This window comes from Micromonospora sp. WMMD712, assembly GCF_029581295.1.
GTDB lineage: Bacteria > Actinomycetota > Actinomycetes > Mycobacteriales > Micromonosporaceae > Micromonospora > Micromonospora carbonacea.
In genome coordinates this window covers 636,084-655,029 of record NZ_CP120743.1, presented here as the reverse complement: position 1 = coordinate 655,029, position 18,946 = coordinate 636,084, and the positions used below count along the sequence as shown (strand labels likewise).

Here is an 18,946-nt window from a genome sequence, read left to right as displayed (position 1 = left end):
GGTCCGCGACGCTGCTCGGTTCACGTGGTCTGTCTCCCGGCCCAGCTCCGGCGGTTGGCACCCCCCGCCGGGGCGGAGGGCCGTTCTCGGTACGCCGCCCGCAAGCGCCGCACCCCGGTTGGTCGGTGGCCCGGGCGGAAAAGTTCCCGGCCCGCCGCGCCGGGTCGCCTGCCCGGGGGCCGCCGCAGGGCCGGTGGTGTGGACGACGCCGCGCCGCCACCACATCGGACGACCCACCCGGGGCACCCTATTGGACCAATTCTGGCAATTCGGTCTATAGTTGACAGGTGCCTACGTTACTCGCGTCGCTGGGCGTCGCCCTGACCCTCGCCCGGGTCGCCGCCCCCGTCGAGGGGGCGGCCCCGCCCCGCACCGTCCAGCTCGCCCTCACCGTGGGCGTCGACATCACGGTGCCCGCCTCGGCCAACCTCGGCACCGGCTTCGTGGGCGGCGTGCTCACCGGCCAGCTCGGCACCGTCCAGGTGCGCGACCAGCGCGGCAACGTGAATCCCAACCTCTGGGTCGCGACCGTGAGCGCGACGGCCTTCACCACCGCGGGCGGCGGGGCGCAGCGCACCATCGCCAACGGGCAGATCGCGTACTGGTCCGGGCCGGTGGTCCACAGCTCCGGGGGCGGCACCCTGGTGCCGGGCCAGCCCACCTCGGCCCAGGCGGTGACGCTCAACGTGACCCGCGAGGCGTTCCGCAAGACCGCCGGCAACGGCAACAACACGGTGAGCTGGGCGCCGACGATCCGGGTGACCGTGCCGGCCACGATCGTCGCGGGCACCTACCAGGGCACTATCACCCACTCTGTCGCCTAATGGGCGAATTTCCCTGTTCTTGCACGCCGGCCCGCCCGCCGGCCCCTACCTTCGCGGTCATGAGGAAACCACTTCTTACCCTGTCCGCCGCCGCGGCCGCCGTGCTGGCCCTGGCCGCGCCCGCCGCCGCCGCGCCGTCCGGCGACACCATCGTCACCTTCACCATCTCGACCGCGAACCTGGACATCGCGGTGCCGCCCTCGGTCAACCTCGGCGCCGTGTTCGCCGGCTCCACGGTCAACGGCCAGCTCGGCAACGTCACCGTCACGGACAGCCGGGCCGCCCTCAGCGCCACCTGGACCGCGACCGTCAGCAGCACCGCGTTCACCACCGGCGGCGGCACCCCCTCGGAGACGATCCTGCCCAACCTGGTGGAGTACTGGTCCGGTCCGGCGATCTCCACCACGGGCACCGGCACGTTCGTGCCGGGCCAGCTCACCTCCGCGGACGCGGTGACCCTGAACGTCCCGCGCACCGCGTTCAGCAAGACCTCCGGCAGCGGCAACAACTCCGCGACCTGGAACCCGACGTTGCGCATCACCATCCCGGCCGACGCGGTCGGCGGCACCTACACGGGGGTGATCACCCATTCGGTGGCATGAACTCCGCCGCGCCTGCGCGCTGGCGGTCGTCCTCGCGGTCGCCGGGGCGGCCGTGCCCGGCCCGGCGACCGCCGGGCCGGTCGAGGCGGTCACGACGCAGGCGGGCGCGCCCGATCCGGGCCGGGCCCCCGGGCGGGACGGCTCGCCCCGGCCCTCGCCCGGCAACGCCGACGAGGACGTGCCCGCCGCCGTCGGCGTGCGGCTGCTCGACGCTCCGCTGAACCGGCGCGACGACACCCGCGCGCACAAGTACATCGTGGACCACGTCCGCCCCGGCACCACCATCCGGCGACGCATCGTGGTGGAGAACGCCTCACCGGTCAGCCGCACCGTCGACATCTACCCCGCGGCGGCGGAAGTCACCGACGAGGGCTTCGTCCTCACGCCCGGCCGGACCGAGAACGAGCTCAGCAGCTGGATCAGCGTCGACGAGACCCAGGCCGAGCTGGGCCCGGACGACGAGACCACGGTCTGGGTCACCATCGAGGTGCCGAAGCGGGCCGAGGCCGGCGAACGGTACGCGGTCGTCTGGGCCGAGACCACCGGCGGCGGCGACAAGACGGTGCAGCAGGTGGCCCGCGCCGGGATCCGCGTCTACCTGTCGGTGGGGCCGGGCGGCGAACCACCCTCCGGCTTCGAGGTGGCGCCGCTCACGGGTGGGCGGGACGCGGACGGCACCCCGTTCGTCGCCGCCGAGGTGCACAACACCGGCCGGCGCGCCCTGGATCTGGCCGGCGAGCTGTGGCTGGCCGACGGCCCCGGCGGGCTGTCGGTCGGACCGGTGCGGGCCGAGGCGAGGACGCTCCCGCTCGACGGCCGGACCACGATCCGGGTCGCGCTGGACCGCCGGCTGCCCGACGGCCCCTGGCAGGCGCGGCTGGCGCTGGCCAGCGGGTGGACGAAGCGGACCGCGACCGGCGAGGTGAGCTTCGGCGTCGTCCCGGCGGCGGCCGCGGCGAAGGTGGACCGCTCCCGGCTGGCGCTCGCCTCCGGGGCGGCTGCCTCGCTGCTGGTCCTGCTGCTGTTCGGCCTCCACACCTACCGCCGTCGGGCGCGCCAGCCGAGGCGGGTCGTCGGCTCGGGCAGATCCGGTATTCCCCTGCCCGATTAGCGGCCGGACACACCCGTGCGGGCCGCCCCGGTGAGGGGCGGCCCGCACGGGTGTGCCGTTACCGGCCGGCTCAGTCGTCGTCGCGGTCGTCGTCGTGGTCGTCGCGGTCGTCCGCGTCGTCGCGGTCGTCGTCGGCGTCGACCGGCTCCCGCTCGGCGTCGACCACGGTGCCGTCGTTGCGGTCGACGTCGATCTCGTGCTCGGTCTGCCCGTCGACGATCTCGACGCTCCACACCGCCCGGCCGTTCTCGTCGTCGGCCTCGATCTCGACGATCCGCCCGCCGCCGGCCCGCGCGAGGGCGATCTCGCCGGCCCGCTGCCGGTCGACATTGGCGGCCGGGGCGCCGGTCTCCGCCGGGGCGCCGGTGGCCGACGGCACGCCGGTGGCCGGGGGAGCACCGGTCGGGGTGCCGGTCGCGCCGTCGCCCGGGGTCGTGGTGTCCGCCGGGGCGGCGGTAGCGGCGGTCAGGGTGGTGCGGGCCACCCGGTCGTCGGCGGCGGTGACGCCGACGGCCACCCCGGCCGCCGCCAGCATCGCCGCGCCGCCCAGGGACGCCATGATCAGGGAGTTGCGCTTCATCTCGGGCACCTTTCCTCGTGGTTCCTGCCAAGAAGGATCGGTCCCGGCGCGATAGCGGCGCGCTGCACCGACGCTAAGGCCCGGTTAAGGCCGCGCCGGCGCTAGGCGCGGCGGCGGCGCGCCGAGCCAGAGCCGCACCTCCGCACCGCCGCCGGGGGCGGTGCGCAGCTCCAGCCGGCCCCCGGCGGCCTCCGCCGCCCGCCGGGCGATGTCCAGGCCCAGGCCGGTCGACCCGGCCGGGCTCGCGCCCCGGGCCACGGTGGCCGCGGGCATGCCGGGGCCGGAGTCGGCCACGGCGAGCAGCACCCGCCCGTCCCGCCGGGCGAGCCGGACGGTGAACGCGGTGCCGTCCGGGGTGTGCGCGAAGACGTTGCCGAGCAGCGCGTCGACCGCGGCGGCCAGCTCGTCGGCGGGCACCCCGACCGGCAGCGGCCCGCCGGCCAGGTCACGGTGGACCTCCCGCCCGGTGTCCTCGGCCAGCACCGACCAGAAGGCCACCCGGTCGGCGACCACGGCGGCCGCGTCGCAGGCGGCCGGGGCGGCGGCCGGTGACCGGTCGCGGCGGGCCTGGCGGATCAGGCCGGTCACGGCCCGCTCCAGCGCGTCCGTCGCGGCGGCGATGCGGGCCGCGTCCTGCGGGTCGGGCAGCGACTCGGCCTCCAGCCGCAGGGCGGTGAGCGGGGTGCGCAACCGGTGCGACAGGTCGGCCACCTGCTCGCGTTCCTGCGCCAGGAGCACCTGGATGCGGCCGGCCAGGTGGTTGAGCGCGCCGGCCACCTCGCGCAGCTCGGCCGGGCCGGCGGGGGTGACCCGTGCGTCCAGCTCGGCGTTGGCGAGCCGGTGCGACACCGCCGACAGCTCGGTGATCGGCCGGACCAGGGTGCGGGCCAGCCGGTCGGCCACGGCCAGCCCCACCAGCACGAGCAGCACGCCGAGCAGGGCCAGCACGAGCCAGGACCGGGTCACCCCGGCCGTCAGCTCGGCGTGGGGCACGACCGTGCGGATCACCCCGGTGCCGTCCGGCCGGCCCTGCACGGCGATCACCACCTCGCGGCCCGCGTCGGACTCCGCGGTGAGGCTCTGCCCGCGTTCGGCCAGGGCCACCGCGGGGGTACGCGGGACGGGCGTGCCGAGCACGGTGTCGCCGGGCAGGTAGACGCTGACCGGGCGGCCCGACTCGGCGGCGAGCTGCTCGACGGTCAGCCGGATGGTCTCGGCGTCGGCGGTGCCCACCACGGGCACCAGGCTCTGCGCGTCGGCGGTGGCCCGGACGGTGGCCCGGTCCTCGGCCACGGCGCGCACCAGCAGCGCCAGCGGCACGAGGAACGCCACGAGGGTGAGCACGCTGACGGCGGCGGCCAGCAGCGCCAGGCGGGCCCTCACGCCGCGCCGCCCGGCGGCTCCAGCCGCACGCCCACGCCCCGCACGGTGTGCAGGTAGCGGGGCTCCTGGGCGCTCTCGCCCAGCTTGCGGCGCAGCCACGACAGGTGCACGTCGACGGTCTTGTCCGCGCCGCCGTACGGGATCTGCCAGACCTCGGTGAGCAGCTCCCGCTTGGTGACCACCTCGCCGGGCCGGGCGGCGAGGTGGTGCAGCAGGTCGAACTCGCGCGGGGTGAGCTCGACGGCGACGCCGTCGAGGGTCACCTGCCGGGCCCGCGGGTCGACGCGCAGGCCACCCACCACGAGCGTGGGATCCGCCGCCCCGGCGGCCGCGCCGCGGCGCAGCACCGCGCGGACCCGCGCGTCGAGCTGGGCGGCGGTGAACGGCTTCACCACGTAGTCGTCGGCGCCGGCGTCGAGGACCCGGACGATCTCCGTCTCGTCGTCCCGGGCGGTGGCCACGATGACCGGCACCGCGCTGACCGCCCGCAGCATCCGCAGCAGCTCCCGCCCGTCCAGGTCGGGCAGGCCCAGGTCGAGCACGACCAGGTCCGGCCGGTTGTCCAGGGCGTCGCGCAGCCCGTCCATCGCGGTCGACGCGGCGGCCACCGCGTGCCCCCGGTCCCGCAGCGCCCGCACCAGCGGCGTGCGGATGGTCAGGTCGTCCTCGATCAGCAGCAGGCGGGGCACACGACGAGGCTAGCCGCACCGGCCGGCGGCGGCCGGCGTTCTTAACCGTCCCTTAGCGTCGTCCCACGCTGGGGCCAACATTCGATCGGGGATAGTCGGGGCATGCGTCGTCGTTCGTTGTTGGCGGTCGCGGGGTGGCTGGCCACCGCCGTGCTCGCCACCGTGGTCGGGCTGGCCGCGATCCGGCTGGTCGGGGAGAGCATCACCGGCACCCCGGGCGGGGTGCGCAGCCAGGAGGAGGTCGAGCGGGCGCTGGCCGCCCCGGCGTCCACCGCAGCCGCCTCCCCGACGCAGGCCCCCTCCCCCGGCGCGCCGGGGCCGAGCGGGTCCAATCCGCCGGGGCCGAGCGGGTCGGGCGGGCCGGAGCCGACCGGGTCGGGCGCGCGGCGGGTCCTGGCGACCACCGGTGGCACGGCCGTGGCCGAGTGCGTCCCGGGCGGGGTGCGGCTGGTCTCCTGGGCCCCCGCGCAGGACCACCGGGTCGCCGACGTCGACCGGGGGCCGGACGACGACGTCGAGGTCACCTTCGTCGGGCCGGGCGGGGAGCACGAGCTGAAGGTGCGCTGCGTCGGCGGCGAGCCGGTCGCCGTCGCCGACGACGACTGAGGCGCGTCGGCCCCGCACCGGGTCGGCTCAGACGCCCGAGGTGACCCGGTAGGCGTCGAACACCCCGTCGACCCTGCGGACCGCGGCCAGCAGGTGCCCCAGGTGCAACGGGTCGGCCAACCTGAAGCTGAAGCGGCTCACCGCCACCCGGTCGCGGGTGGTGGTGACCGTCGCGGAGAGGATGTCGACCCGCTCGTCGGAGAGCACCCGGCTGACGTCCGCGAGGAGCCGGTGCCGGTCGAGGGCCTCCACCTGGATGGCCACCAGGAACGCCGAGGTGGCGGTGAGGCTCCAGCTCACCTCGACCACCCGCTCGGCCTGGGCCCGCAGGTCGGCGGCCTTGGCGCAGTCGTCGCGGTGCACGCTGACCCCGCCGGAGCGGGTGAGGAACCCGAAGACCGAGTCGGGCGGCACCGGCGTGCAGCAGCGGGCCAGCTTGATCCGCCTGTCGCCGACGCCCCGCACCACCACGCCCAGGTCGTGGCCGTTCATCCGGACCCGGGGCGGCCGGGTGGCCACGGCGGTCTCGGACATGTCCTCCGCCGCGCCCTCCTCGCCCCCGTACGCGGCCATCAGCCGCCGCACGACCGACTGCGCGGATACCCGGCTGTCGCCGACCGCCGCGTAGAGCGACGCCGCGTCGGCCAGGTGCAGGTCCCGCGCGATCGCCAGCAACGCCTCGGGGGTGAGCATCCGCTGCACGGGGACTCCCTGCCGGCGCATGGCCGCGACCAGCGCCTCCTTGCCGGCCTCGATCGCCTCCTCCCGCCCCTCGAGGCTGAAGAACTGGCGGATCTTGGTCTGGGCGCGGGGGCTCTTGACGAAGCCCAGCCAGGCCCGTGACGGCCCCGCCGTGTCGGACTTCGACGTGAAGATCTCGATCACGTCGCCGTTGGACAGCCTCGACTCCAGGGGCACCAGCTTGCCGTTGACCCGCGCCCCGATGCACGTGTGCCCCACCTGGGTGTGCACCGCGTACGCGAAGTCCACCGGCGTCGACCCCGTCGGCAGGGGGATGACGTCACCCTTCTGGGTGAAGACGTACAACTCCTGGCTCGACAGGTCGAAGCGCAACGCGTCGAGGAACTCGCTCGGATCCGCCGCCTCCCGCTGCCAGTCGAGCAGCAGGCGCAGCCACGTCATCTCGTCGACGTGCGCGGGGCCGCCCTGCGCCTGTGCGCCGTGCCGCCACCGGGCCATGATCCCGTACTCGGCGACGCGGTGCATCGCGTGGGTCCGGATCTGCACCTCCAGGTGCCGCCCCGTGGGCCCGACGACCGTAGTGTGCAGCGACTGGTACATGTTGGACTTGGGCATCGCGACGTAGTCCTTGATCCGGCCCGGCACCGGCGGCCAGTTGGCGTGCACCACGCCCAGGGCCGCGTAGCAGTCGCGCACCGTGTCGACCAGGATCCGCACCCCGGCCAGGTCGTAGACCTCGGCGAAGTCGCGGCCCTGCACGATCATCTTCTGGTAGATCGCGTACATGTGCCTCGGCTGGCCCGTCGTCTCCGCCCGGATCCTGGCGGCCCTCAGGTCCGCGTCCACCTTGACGGTGATCTGGCGCAGCAGCGCCTCCCGCCGGGGCCGGCGCGCCTCGACCAGGCGGGCGATCTCCTCGTACCGCTTGGGGAACAGCGTGCTGAACGCGAGGTCCTCCAGCTCCCACTTGATCGTGTTCATGCCGAGCCGGTGTGCCAGGGGCGCGAGGATCTCCAGCGTCTCGGTCGCCTTCTGCTCCTGCTTGGGCCGGGGCAGGAAGGACAGGGTGCGCATGTTGTGCAGCCGGTCGGCCAGCTTGATCACCAGGACCCGCGGGTCCTTCGCCGTCGCCACGACCATCTTGCGGATCGACTCCGCCTCGGCGACGTCGCCGAACGTGACCCGGTCGAGCTTGGTCACCCCGTCGACGAGCGCCGCCACCTCGTCGCCGAACTCGGCCCGGAGCTGGTGCAGGGGGTACGCGGCGTCCTCGACGGTGTCGCCGAGCAGCCCCGCGACCAGCGTCGTGGTGTCCATGCCCAGTTCGGCCAGGATGGTTGCCACCGAGAGCGGGTGGGTGATGTAGGGGTCGCCGGACTTGCGGTACTGGCCGGAGTGCCACCAGGACGCGGTGTCGAACGCGCGTTGCAACAGCAGGACGTCGGCGTCGGGGTGGCACTGCCGATGGGCGGCCACCACCGGTTCGAGGGCCTCGCTGACCTGTGCGGCGTCGCCGCCCAGGAGGCCGTCGATGCCCATCCGGCGGGCCAGCCGCCGCACGGGCGAGACGCGGTGTGGCTCCGCGCCGCCGGCCCGCGCCGCGCCGGGCGCGGCCGCGTCGGGGACGGGTTCACCGGGCGGGGGCGCTGCCTCGACGCCGTCGAGGTGGGCGAGCGCGGTGACGGCCACGCGGCGCTCCAACGGCGCCAGGCCCGCGTGTCGCGCGAGGCGGACCAGCAGCTCGCGGCCCCGCCCGTCGCCCGCACGGGCGAGCGAGTCGGCGGCCCAGACGCGCTGCCCGCCCTCGAACGCCTCGTCCTGGCCGACCACGGCGAGCAGAGCGGGACCGTCGACGTCGACGAGACGCGCCACCTGCTCCATGATCCATTTGTCGCCGCCGTCGCCGACCGTCCCGTCCGGGTCGACGGGGCGGGGCGGCGTCGGGTGCGGCGCGAGGTCGGCCAGCGTGCGCAGGGCGCCGACCCGCAGCCGGCGGTCGATCCTCGGGTCGGTCACGACGGCCCGGGCCAGGTCGGCTCCGGCGGGCCGGCTGAGGTGGACGCAGGTGTCGACGGCCACCTGCCGGTCGTCGACGGGTACGCGCTCGTCGTGGGCGATGACACGCAGCGCCCGTACGGCGTTGTCCACGACCTCCACGGTCAGGTCGTGGCCGTCGTCGACGAGCGCGCCGACGAACAGGGCCGCGCCGAGGCCACCGGTGGCCGTCATGGCCCGCAGGGCCGAGGCGACGGCGTCGGGCTGCGGCCACGCCGCGACCAGGAACCGGGCGAAGGACTGCCGCCAGGCGGGCGGGGGCGCCGCCCGGCCCGACACCGTGCGCTGCAGCAGGTCGCGGAACGCGGGCCCGGCCCGTTCGGGGTCGTGGGCGACGACCTGCGCGGCCAGGTACTCCTGGATGGTCTGGTGCAGGAAGACGAAGTCGTCACCCCGCTCCAGCAGCACCCCGCTGCGGCGCAGGAGATCGGCGAGCAGGTCCCGCCAGGTGCCCGTCGGCACCGACGGCGGGGGCAGGTGGCGGGTCCACCGGGCGAGCTTGTCGACGGCCGGTTGCGCGTCGCCGTCCAGCCGGTCCGCGGCGAGGCGGCCGATGAGGGCGTCGCGCTCGACGATGAGCCGCTCCCCCGCCTCCTCCGCCTGCCGGCCGTAGCGGCGCAGCCGCCGCAGCACCTGCTGGCGGATCCCGCCGTCGGCGTCGCTGTACTGGCGTTCGCTGAGCAGTTGCACGAAGTCGTGGAAGATCCTGCTGCGCCCGCGCGGCAGGCGACGCGGCGCGCTCGCCACGAACAGCTGGCACAGCATGGTGGCCATCAGCGGGTTGCGGGCCAGCTCCCCCAGCCCGAGCCGGTCGAGCTCCCGGTCGAACTCGTCGGCGGTGTCACCGGGGCGATCGACCGCGAGGCGGCTGAACCAGCCCTCGGTGAACCGGCGGCGCTGCTCCTCGTCGAAGGCGAGCAGCTCGAACCGCAGCGGCTCCCAGTCCGCCCCCGAGGCGTGCAGGTCGGCGGCCGGCCGGGTGGCGATGACGAACCGGTGCACGCTGCGCGGCGTCGCCCGGTGGGCGGCGAGGAAGGCGAGGACGTCCTGCCGCCGGCCGGAGTCCATGATCTCGTCGAGGCCGTCGACCAGGACCAGCCAGGTCCCGTCCGACATGGGCGGGGCGTCGAAGAAGCCCGGGGGCCAGGACCCGCCGTTGCCCGCCAACCCGAAGTCGGCCCGCACGCTCCGGGCGACCGCCGCGCCGAGGCTGTCCGCCTCTAGCAGGTCGGTGGCCTGCACCCGGACCGGGACATCGGTGACGTCGGTGCTCTGCTGACGCCGGACCAGATCGCGCGTGACGACCTGGAAGAGGCTGGACTTGCCGGCGCCGGCGCCGCCCACGAGGAACGCGTCCCGGTCGCCGTCGAAGACGACCTCGGCGGGGCGGATCGGCGCGGGCACCGACCACGCCGCCGTGGGTGTCTCGTGCAGCCGGGTCGTCTGCCGGACGTAGACGGCGGACAGGGGCGGCAGCTGGGTGGTCGCGGGCATCCGGTACGGGTGCCGGGCCGATGCCCGCTCCGCGAGCGCCAGGTAGGCCCGTAGCTGGGGGCCGGGGAAGCGCCACCGGCCGGCGGCGAGCTGCCGGTCGGTCAGCAGGCTCAGCCAGTGCCGGTGGTGGGGCTGGACGGTGGCGAGACGCGGGTCGGCGTGCCCGCAGCGGGCGACGATCTCGCCGACGGGCAGCATGTGGGCGCTGCCGGTGGTGCTCGACGTGCAGATCATGCCGCACACCGCGCCGGTGCGGTGGTTGACCACCGGGCTGCCGCTGAACCCCGCCGTGACCGGGGTGCCGCGCAGCCGGAGCAGGCGCAGCGGGTCGTCCTCGCTGCGTCTCGACTGGCCCTCGTAGACGAACGTCGCCGGCTGGCCGCTGCGGAACATGCCGTCGGGGTGCCCGTACGCCCAGAGCGCGTCGCCGACGCTGATCACGGGGCTGGACAGCACGGGCGTCAGCTCGGCCGACGGCGCCGACTGGTCGACGGCCAGCAGGGCGAGGTCCAGCCCGGCCCGGCTGCGGTGGACGGCGTCCGGGACGATCCGCAGGGTGAGGCTGACCCCGGCGGCGACCACCCGCCCGAGCGCGGTCTCCGGTGTCGGCTGCCCGTCGGCGGCGAGCACGTGCGCGCAGGTCGCCACGGTTGCCGGCGCGACGAGGAAGCCGGTGCCGCGGCTCGGCGGGCCCCCGGACGGCGACGGCACCTCGATGGCCACCGTGGCGGCGTGGAGGAGTTCCTCCCAGCTCGCGTCGACCGCGGTCGCTAGGTCGTCGGCTTTTCCCACTCGAGGCCCACCTTGACGCCGGACTTGGCCGAGGCCTTGCCCAGGATCGCCACGAACTTGCCCGACTCGACGGCGAACTCGCAGCTGAACTCGACCGACAGCCGGGTCACGTCCGCCCCGCGCAGCGAGTCGGCGACCTTGCCGGCGAAGGCGGCCAGCCCGGCGAGCGCCTCGTCCAGGCTGGCCGGACGGGCGGCGACCTCGGCCTCGTCGCTGGACGCCCCCGCCCGCAGGACCCCGGTGGACAGGTAGACGACATGCCCGTCGACCCGCAACGGCACCAGGCTCTCCGGCCCGTCCACGGCAACGCCGTCCTCGTTCACGCAACCCACCTCACGTCGCTCGTCGGGTGACGAAGGAGATTCGAACGGTAGTCGCTCGGCGCAACGTCCGGGGCCCGCCAGGCCGGGCAAGCCCTTTCCCGCCCGTCGCGACGCCCTTGACATCCGCCGACGCCCTCGACAGCATCGTGACAACGCATTGACCTGAACCAATGAGGGCGTCCCTGTCGCCCGGCCACCGCCACCGCCACCGGCCGGGCGAACGCCAGCGAAACCCGCCCGGGCCCGGCGGGCCGCGGGCACCGCCACCGTCCCGAGAAGGAGGCCCGATGCCGACCGTGAGCGCGCGCGGCAGGTCGCCACGCCTGGTCCTGCTGGTCACGACGATCCTCGCCCTGGTCGGTGCGAGCGTGGCGGTCGGCCCGCAGGCCGCCTCCGCCGCCACCGTCGACACCGGCGCGACGTACGTGTTCGTCAACCGGCACAGCGGCAAGGCCATGGACCTCTACAACTGGTCCACCGCCGACGGCGCGCCGGTCAACCAGTACGCCCGCAACGACCTCGCCGTGCAGCAGTGGCGCTTCGTGGACGTGGGCGGCGGCTACTACCAGATCCGCTCCGTGCACAGCGGCAAGGTCCTCGAACTGCCCAACGCCGTCGACGGCACGCCGCTCGTGCAGAACCCGGCGGTCAGCGGCAACACCCGCCAGCACTTCGGCCTGGCCGACTCCGACGGCGGACACGTCCGGTTCGTCAACCGGCACTCCGGCAAGGCCCTCGACGTGTGGGGCTGGTCCACCGCCGACGGTGGCATGATCTCGCAGTACCAGGACCTGGGCGGGGCCAACCAGCAGTGGCAGCTCGTCCGGGTGGGCGGCGCCGCCGCCGACTGCGGGTCGGGCTCGTTCCAGGCCGAGGCGGTGCTCAGCGGCGGCACCTGGACGGTCCGCAACGGCGGCAGCACCGTCCACACCGGCACCGACCTGCGCGCCGCCGTGCAGGCCGCCGTGAACAGCCTGACCGCCGGGCGCACCAGCAAGCAGCGGGTCGTGGTACGCGGCTCCGGCTCGATGAGCGCCGGCTCCCGGATCTCGCTGCCCAGCTACACCGCCATCGACGTCTGCGGCACGATCAACGTGACCGGCACCGGCTCCGGCGACCAGGCGCCGATCTACTCCCGGGGCACCACGCAGGTCGAGGTGCAGCACCTCACCGTCACGGGCAGCCCGCTGTACGGGATCTTCCTGCGCAACGTCACCAACGTGGTCCTCGGGCAGATCGACATGCGGCTGACCGCCGGCCTGGGCGTCCGCATCGACAACCGCGGCGACACCAGCCAGTGGACCCGCAACGTGCGCATCGACAACGTCTACGTCTCCGGGGCCAGCTCGCACGCCGTCGAGACCTACGGCGTCGACGGCCTGACCATCGGCACCGTCACCGCCCGCAACGTCGGCGAGTCGGGGCTGCTGCTCAACCAGACGATCAACGCCACCGTCACCACCGTGGACGCGGAGAACGCCGGCGCCGGCACCGGCTACGCGGCGTTCCGCATGGCCAACCGCAACGGCCGTATCGGCGACAGCTACCCGACCAACGTCCGGGTCGGCACCGTGCGGGCCCGGGGCGGTGGCCGGGGGATCTTCTGCGTCTCCGAGTCCGGCGGGGCGGCGATCGACCGGGTCGACATCGCCAACACCGGCAACAACGCCATCCTGATCGAGAACTGCTACGGGGTGAACATCGCCTCCGGCGGCGGCACGATCAGCGGCGGCGGCGAGGTGCGGCTCGCCGAGCGCACCGAGTTCCCCGGCACCCGCGACATCACGCTGCGCAACTTCACGCTGGTCAACAACCGGATCGTGGAGAACCCGTGCGTGGACAACCTGACCATCAGCAACGTCACGTTGAACAACTCGTCGATCAGCCGCTGCTGACCGGGCGGCGCACGGGGGCCGCCGCCGGGCGCGCCGGCGGCGGCTCAGGCGGGGTCGGCCCGGCCCAGCCGCCAGTACCCCATGAACGCCACCGCCCGCCGGTCCAGCCCCCGCTCGGCCACCAGGTGCCGGCGCAGCGTCCGGATGACGCCGGCCTCCCCTGCGAGCCACGCGTACAGCGGCACCGGCGCCGCCGGGACCGGCACCTCCCAGAGGAGTTCCCGGTCCACGTCGACGTCGGTGACCGGGCCGGCAGCCGGCGTGGGGCCGCAGAGCTCGCCGGCCGCCGCCGCGACGGCGGGCACGAGGCGGCTGCCGTGCCGCCCACCGGCCCGGGGCAGCCAGGTGACCCGCACGCCGGGCGGCGCGGCGACGCCGAGCGCGTCGGCGGGCTCGGGCACCTCCAGCAGCGCCCGCCCCCGGGCGTCGGCCGGGAGCCGCTCCAGGATGGCGGTGATCGCCGGCACGGCGGTCTCGTCGCCGGCCAGCAGCAGCCGGCCCGCCGGCGGCGGCCGGAACTCGATGCCGCCGTGCTCGCCGTCGAAGCCGGCGTCGGGGCCGAGCAGGGCCGCCCGGTCGCCGGGGCACACCCGGCGGGCCCACCGGGTCGCGGGGCCGCCGTCGCCGTGCAGGACGAGGTCGACGTCCACCTCCGCCAGGTGCGGGCGGGCCGCCCGGACGGTGTACGTGCGGACCGGGTTGCGCAGGTGCTCGGGCAGGGCCCGGTAGCGGACGTACCAGTCGGGGCCCCCGGGCAGGTCGACCTCGGCCCGCCCGGGCAACGGCAGCGCCAGCTTGATCCGCTGGTCGTAGCCGTTGTCGGCGAAGCGGTCGAGGTCGACGCCGGTGAAGGTGACGCGGACGAACGACGGGCTGAGCCGCCGCACGGCGCGGACCTCGACGTCGAACAGCCGCCACGGCGCGATGGGCAGGGTCTGGGTCATGGCGCCTCTCGGACGTGGGCGGGTTCCGTCCCACGGCACCCGGCGTCGATCATCGGACACCGGTCAGGTTAGCCTACCCTTACACGGGCGCGCGCGGGGGTGGGGCGTCGTCCCCCCACCGGGCGACCCGGCGACCGGATCAGCCTTGGGCGGCCACCCGGTCGAGGAAGACCGACCGGTCCAGGAAGAGCAGCTGGGCCCGCTTCTCCGGCAGGTCGATCTGGGGCCCGGGCACGAACCCGGCACGGACCAGCCGGGCGAGCGCCCGGTCGTTGCGCGCGTCCGGCTCGGCGACGATGCGCAGCCGGGCCGGGTCGGCCAGCACGAAGGCGAGGAACGCGTCGAGGAGGGCTCCGGTGAAGCCGGGCTCGACGCCGCCGTCGGGCGGACCGATCAGCAGGTGGACGCCGAAGTCGCCGGGGCGCACGTCGTAGCACTCCCCGACCGGGTCGGCCGCCGGCTCGTAGGTCTGGAACAGCGCCGCCGGCCGGCCGTCGCGGTGCACCAGGTAGGCGTGGTGGGTGGCGAGCGAGTCGAGGTACTCGTAGATCTCGCGCACCCGCTCGCGGCTGGCCTCGCGCATGCCCCAGAACCGCGACCGCTCCCGGGTGACCCAGTCGTGGATCACGTCGACGTCGCGGGCCGGCTCGACGGGGCGGATGAGCACCTCGCCGAACCCCTCGACGCGTCGCCGGCAGGTGGTCGTTGCGGTCGTCATGGGACTCCTCGGTGGACCGACACCGTGACGGACAGTCACGTAAGGGTAGCTTAACCAGCACATCGCCGGGCGCACCCGCCGCCCCGTCCACCCGCGACGTCCGGGTGCGCACGCGGACGGGCGGCCGGCCCCCGTCGGTGTCGGGGCCGGCCGCCGCGTCGCCGCGTGGCGCGGCGGCTACCTCCAGGTGTCGGTGTTGGTCCGGACGCCGCCGGCCGGGGTGGTGAAGGTGCGGTTGCCCCCGGACTCCCAGGTGACGGTGCCGTCGGGGTTCTTCTTCACGTACTTGTACTCGACGGCGGTGTTCGGGGGCAGGTCGACCGTCGCCCGCCAGACCGGGTAGTCGGCCGGGGAGAGCGCCACGGCGTTGGCCGGGTTCCACCCGCCGAGGGCCGCGACGTTGCCGACGACGTAGACGTTCTGGCCGTAGCTGGTCGTGACGGTGGCGTGGAACGAGGTGGCGACCTGCCCGCTCGTGACGGTGTCGCCGCGGAAGGTCTCGGTGACCGCGTAGGTGCCGCTGGCGGGGGTGGTGAACGCGCGGTTCGCCCCGGACTCCCAGGTGACCACGCCGGCGGCGGTCTTCTTGATGAACTTGTACTCCACCGCCGTGGACCGGGGCAGGTCGACCACGGCCCGGTAGCTGCCGCCGCCCTGCGCGGTCAGCTTGACGGCGCCGGCCGGGGCCCACGAGCCCAGCTCGGCGAGGCTGCCGACGACGTAGAGGTCCTGGCCGGCGGCCGGGGTCGCGCCGACGGTGAAGGTCGTGGCGATCCTGTCGGTCGGGTTGCTGGTCGGGGTGGCCGTCGGCGACGCGGTCGGGGACACCGTGGGGCTGGCCGTCGGCGACGGGGTCGCGCCGGGGCGGGCGTTCACGTGGATCGCGACCGCGTTGTTGGCGGGGATCGTCACCGACGCCCGGCCGCCGGAGACGGTCACCGTGGCGCCGGCGCAGCCGGACGCGGTGGCGGGGCCGGAGACGACGTCGCAGTAGCGGCCGTCGGCGAGGCCGGTGGCGAACGTGGCGGTGGCGGCGCTGCCGGAGTCGTTGATGCCGATCCAGGCGCGGTCGCCGCGGTGGAAGCCGATGACGTTGCTGTTCACCGCCGTGAAGTCCGAGACGGTCCTGACCGACCGCGCGGCGTTGGCCCAGCCGACCATGCCCTTGATGCCGGTGGACTGGGTCAGGCAGTTCCAGGAGCTGCCGCAGACGGTGTCGGTGACGTAGCCGTTGCCGTCGGCAGGCGGGGACTGGTTGCGGTCGGACCAGGAGAAGCTGTCGTAGACCGACGGCTTGCCGTGCGGGTAGGCCAGGGCGAAGTAGTTGGCCAGGGTGTAGTCGCTGCCGTTCTTGTAGGACAGCACGACCCCGTCGCGCTCCAGGTCGTGGTTGGTGACCATGGCGAAGACGTTGGCGCTGGGCGCGTCGAGGTTCCAGCTGCCGACGTTGGCGAGCGTGGAGATCGAGCCCTGGAAGGCCGACTTCAGGCCCTTCGCGTACGCGAAGTCGAGCACGTCGCCGTTGCCGGTGAAGGCCCGCGCCTTGAGGGCGTCGTTGCTCGCGCCGTCGAAGATCTCCTGGGCGACGTACGGGCGCTTGTTCTCGGCGACGGTGTTGTTGAGCTTGCCGAGGATCGCCGCGAAGTCCTCCTTCTTGACGTGCTTGACGGCGTCCACCCGGAACCCGTCAACGCCGAGGCCGATCAGGTCGTTGAGGAAGGCGGCGATCTTGGTGCGGACGCTGTCCTTCTCGGTGTACAGGTCCGTCAGGGACAGCAGCTCGCAGCTGGTGACCTGGGCCTCGTTGTTCCAGTCGGTGATGGTGCCGTTGGTCGGGCAGTTGTCGCCCGGCCGGTGGAAGTCGCCGGTGCCGTAGGGCACCGCGGGGAAGCTGTAGCCGGGGCCGGAGAAGTCGGTGCCGGCGTAGCCGACGACGGACTCCGGGTTGTTCGCGCCGGCCATGTGGTTGACGACCGCGTCGACGTAGACCCGCACGCCGGCGTCATGGCAGGCGGTGACCATGGCCGCGAACTGCGCGCGGGTGCCGAAGCGGCTCTCCAGCTTGTACGACACCGGCTGGTACACCTCGTACCAGGGGTGCACGCCGTCGGCGCTGGTGGGCAGGCTGACCGACTCCTGGGGCGGCGCGACCTGGACCGCGCCGTAGCCGGCGGGGCCGAGGTGGTTGGTGCAGGCGGCGGAGACGGAGGTCCAGTTCCACTCCCACAGGTTCGCCGTCACCTCGCTGTCGTTGAGGGCGACGGCGGCGCGGGCGGGGGTGGCGGTGGTGGTGGCGGCAGCGACGATCGCCGGCGTCGCGCCGGCCGCGACGATCGCGGCGGCGAGCAGCAGGCGACCGGCGCGGCCACGGGGGTGTGGCCCTACGGGTTCCATGACAGGGGGGACCTTCTTCCGGGGTCGAAGAGGCACTGACGCGTGTGGACGGCCGTCCGGGTAGCGAAACGATGCGGCATACCTGAAAGAGATTGCAAGACCTTGCGGCAAGATTCTTGAAACTCAGCGGCAACATGACCGCCGCGCGGACGATCGCACTTCCCCGGAAAGAAGCAGGCCAGCCGCCGCGTGCCCGCTCCGGTGGGTCACCGGAGGGACACGCGGCGTGCCTCGAAAACTGGGACGGCGTTGACGCGCCAGCCGGCCCGCCGTAGCTTCCTCCGCAAGAGGTTCCAGCGGCTTTCAGACCCGGCGTCGCCGCGTCGCGTCCCGCCTCAGCCGGCCCGCTGGGCGCGGCGCAGCAGCCACGCGGCGAGCAGCCCGCCGGCGAGGACCGCGCCGGCCCCGACGGTCTGCCCGGTCTCCGACGCGGCGCGGAAGGCGGCGGTGACCTGGCCGCGCTCGGCGTCCGTGGCGGCGGCCGCCAGCGCCGCGGGGAACGAACCGGCCCCGGCGAGCGCGGCGGGCAGGAGGGCGGCGAACCGCGCGTTGAGCACCGCCCCCAGCACGGCCACGCCGAGGCTGCTGCCGACCTCCGTCATCGTGCCGTCCACGCCGGCGCCCGAGCCGGCCTTCTCCGGCGGGATCGCGCTCATCACCGCCTCCACGATCGCCGGGTTGGCCAGGGCGCAGCCGGTGCCCATCGTGAGCAGCCCGGCCAGCAGCACGCCGTAGCCGTCGGACGGGGCGTGGGTGACCAGCAGGAGGCCGCCGGCGAGCAGCGTCATGCCGACGGCGATGGCGGCGGCCGTCCCGAGCCGGTGGATCAGCCGCGCGGCCACCCCGGCGAGGTTGAGCACGACGATGGACAGCGCGAACGGGACCATCCGCAGCCCGGCCTCCCAGGCGGGGTAGCCGCGGACGAACTGGAGGTGCTGGGTGAGCAGGAACAGCGCGCCGGTCGCGCCGAAGGTGATCAGGACGACCCCGGAGATCGCGCCGACGAAGCGGCGGTTGCGGAACAGGCCCATGTCCAGCATGGGGTGGGCGACCCGCAGCTCCCACCGGACGAAGGCGGCGAGCAGCAGCGCGCCGCCGACGGCCGCGCCGAGCACCGGGGCGGAGGACCAGCCCCGCTCCGGGCCCGCGATGATGGCGTACACCACCGCGGTCAGGCCGGCGGTGGACAGCGCCACCCCGGCCACGTCGAACCGCCCGCCGGCCGGGTCCCGGGACTCCGGCACCAGGACCGCGCCCGCCGCCAGGCAGAGCAGCACGATCGGGATGTTGACCAGGAAGATCGCCTCCCACGGGAAGTGGGCGAGGATGGCGCCGCCGACGGGCGGCCCGGCCGCGAAGCCCAGCGCGCTCGCCGCCGCCCACACGCCGATGGCCCGGGGGCGCTCGGCGGCGTCGAAGACCTGCATCGCCACCGCCAGGGTGGAGGTGACCAGCAGGGCCCCGCCGACGCCCATCCCGGCGCGGGCGGCGACGAGCTGGCCGGTGGACCCGGCGAGCGCGGCCAGCAGCGAGCCCAGTCCGAACAGGACGAGGCCGGCGAGCAGCATCCGGCGGCGGCCGTACCGGTCGACGACGCCGCCGGCGGTGATCAGCAGCCCGGACTGCACCAGCGCGTACGCGTTGATGGTCCACTGCACGTCGGCGGTGCTGGCCCCCAGCTCGGCGGTGAGCACGGGCACCGCCACGGTCAGCACGGTGTTGTCGAGCACCACGGTGACCTGGGCGAGGCAGAGCACCGCCAGGATCAGCCACCGGGTGCGCAGCGGGCGGGCGGGGGCGGCCGGGGGCACCTCCGCGGCCGGGGCGGGCAGGC

14 protein-coding genes are annotated in these 18,946 nt (G+C 74.8%); 5 read left to right on the top strand and 9 right to left on the bottom strand.

The features are described 5' to 3' along the window. Positions 1 to 287: 287 nt before the first annotated feature. The 3 genes from O7633_RS02465 to O7633_RS02455 are packed head-to-tail and all read left to right on the top strand — an operon-like array spanning position 288 to position 2,537. Entirely contained in the window at positions 288 to 824 is a 537-nt protein-coding gene (locus tag O7633_RS02465; protein WP_282325745.1) for a hypothetical protein, read from the top strand. A 59-nt stretch (positions 825 to 883) separates the two neighbouring features. Then, a complete protein-coding gene (locus tag O7633_RS02460; RefSeq protein WP_282325744.1) occupies positions 884 to 1,426 on the top strand; it encodes a hypothetical protein in 543 nt (180 codons plus the stop codon). A gap of 52 nt (positions 1,427 to 1,478) precedes the next feature. Beyond that, positions 1,479 to 2,537, top strand: a complete 1,059-nt coding sequence (locus tag O7633_RS02455) for a hypothetical protein (protein WP_282325742.1) — start codon at positions 1,479 to 1,481, stop codon at positions 2,535 to 2,537. Between the two features lie 70 nt (positions 2,538 to 2,607). On the opposite strand, the gene O7633_RS02450 is transcribed toward O7633_RS02455, so the two are convergent. The 3 genes from O7633_RS02450 to O7633_RS02440 all read right to left on the bottom strand — a co-directional run bounded on the left by O7633_RS02450 (position 2,608) and on the right by O7633_RS02440 (position 5,189). Then, positions 2,608 to 3,117 (bottom strand): PepSY domain-containing protein, encoded by a 510-nt coding sequence (locus O7633_RS02450; RefSeq protein WP_282325740.1) that lies wholly within the window; start codon positions 3,115 to 3,117, stop codon positions 2,608 to 2,610. A gap of 84 nt (positions 3,118 to 3,201) precedes the next feature. After that, positions 3,202 to 4,500, bottom strand: coding sequence for a HAMP domain-containing sensor histidine kinase (locus O7633_RS02445; RefSeq protein WP_282325739.1), 1,299 nt, complete (start codon positions 4,498 to 4,500; stop codon positions 3,202 to 3,204). After that, a complete protein-coding gene (locus O7633_RS02440; RefSeq protein ID WP_074476467.1) occupies positions 4,497 to 5,189 on the bottom strand; it encodes a response regulator transcription factor in 693 nt (230 codons plus the stop codon). Before O7633_RS02440 ends, O7633_RS02445 begins: the two co-directional genes overlap by 4 nt. A 102-nt stretch (positions 5,190 to 5,291) precedes the next feature. Here O7633_RS02440 and O7633_RS02435 point away from each other — a divergent pair, with 102 nt between their 5' ends. Continuing rightward, positions 5,292 to 5,795, top strand: a complete 504-nt coding sequence (locus O7633_RS02435; protein ID WP_282325738.1) for a septum formation initiator — start codon at positions 5,292 to 5,294, stop codon at positions 5,793 to 5,795. A 27-nt stretch (positions 5,796 to 5,822) separates the two neighbouring features. Here the strand turns inward: O7633_RS02435 and O7633_RS02430 are convergent, their stop codons facing one another. After that, positions 5,823 to 10,838 carry a RelA/SpoT family protein gene (locus O7633_RS02430; RefSeq protein ID WP_282325737.1) on the bottom strand — a complete coding sequence of 1,672 codons (5,016 nt, stop codon included), beginning with the start codon at positions 10,836 to 10,838 and terminating at the stop codon, positions 5,823 to 5,825. Then, positions 10,817 to 11,161: a CU044_2847 family protein gene (locus O7633_RS02425; RefSeq protein WP_278135115.1), complete on the bottom strand. Its 345-nt coding sequence runs from the start codon at positions 11,159 to 11,161 to the stop codon at positions 10,817 to 10,819. Before O7633_RS02425 ends, O7633_RS02430 begins: the two co-directional genes overlap by 22 nt. A 287-nt stretch (positions 11,162 to 11,448) precedes the next feature. On the opposite strand from O7633_RS02425, the gene O7633_RS02420 reads away from it, so the two are divergent. Beyond that, entirely contained in the window at positions 11,449 to 13,056 is a 1,608-nt protein-coding gene (locus O7633_RS02420) for an RICIN domain-containing protein (RefSeq protein WP_278135113.1), read from the top strand. A gap of 44 nt (positions 13,057 to 13,100) precedes the next feature. On the opposite strand, the gene O7633_RS02415 is transcribed toward O7633_RS02420, so the two are convergent. From O7633_RS02415 to O7633_RS02400, 4 genes are all read right to left on the bottom strand, one after another. Beyond that, a complete protein-coding gene (locus tag O7633_RS02415) occupies positions 13,101 to 14,000 on the bottom strand; it encodes a siderophore-interacting protein (protein WP_282325736.1) in 900 nt (299 codons plus the stop codon). 139 nt (positions 14,001 to 14,139) lie between these two features. Next, positions 14,140 to 14,718, bottom strand: a complete 579-nt coding sequence (locus O7633_RS02410; RefSeq protein WP_278135109.1) for a GNAT family N-acetyltransferase — start codon at positions 14,716 to 14,718, stop codon at positions 14,140 to 14,142. A gap of 177 nt (positions 14,719 to 14,895) precedes the next feature. After that, positions 14,896 to 17,112 (bottom strand): carbohydrate-binding module family 20 domain-containing protein, encoded by a 2,217-nt coding sequence (locus O7633_RS02405; RefSeq protein WP_282325734.1) that lies wholly within the window; start codon positions 17,110 to 17,112, stop codon positions 14,896 to 14,898. A 335-nt stretch (positions 17,113 to 17,447) separates the two neighbouring features. Next, on the bottom strand, positions 17,448 to 18,944 hold the full coding sequence (locus O7633_RS02400) for an MFS transporter (protein ID WP_347405248.1): 1,497 nt from the start codon (positions 18,942 to 18,944) through the stop codon (positions 17,448 to 17,450). Between the last annotated feature and the right edge of the window lie 2 nt (positions 18,945 to 18,946).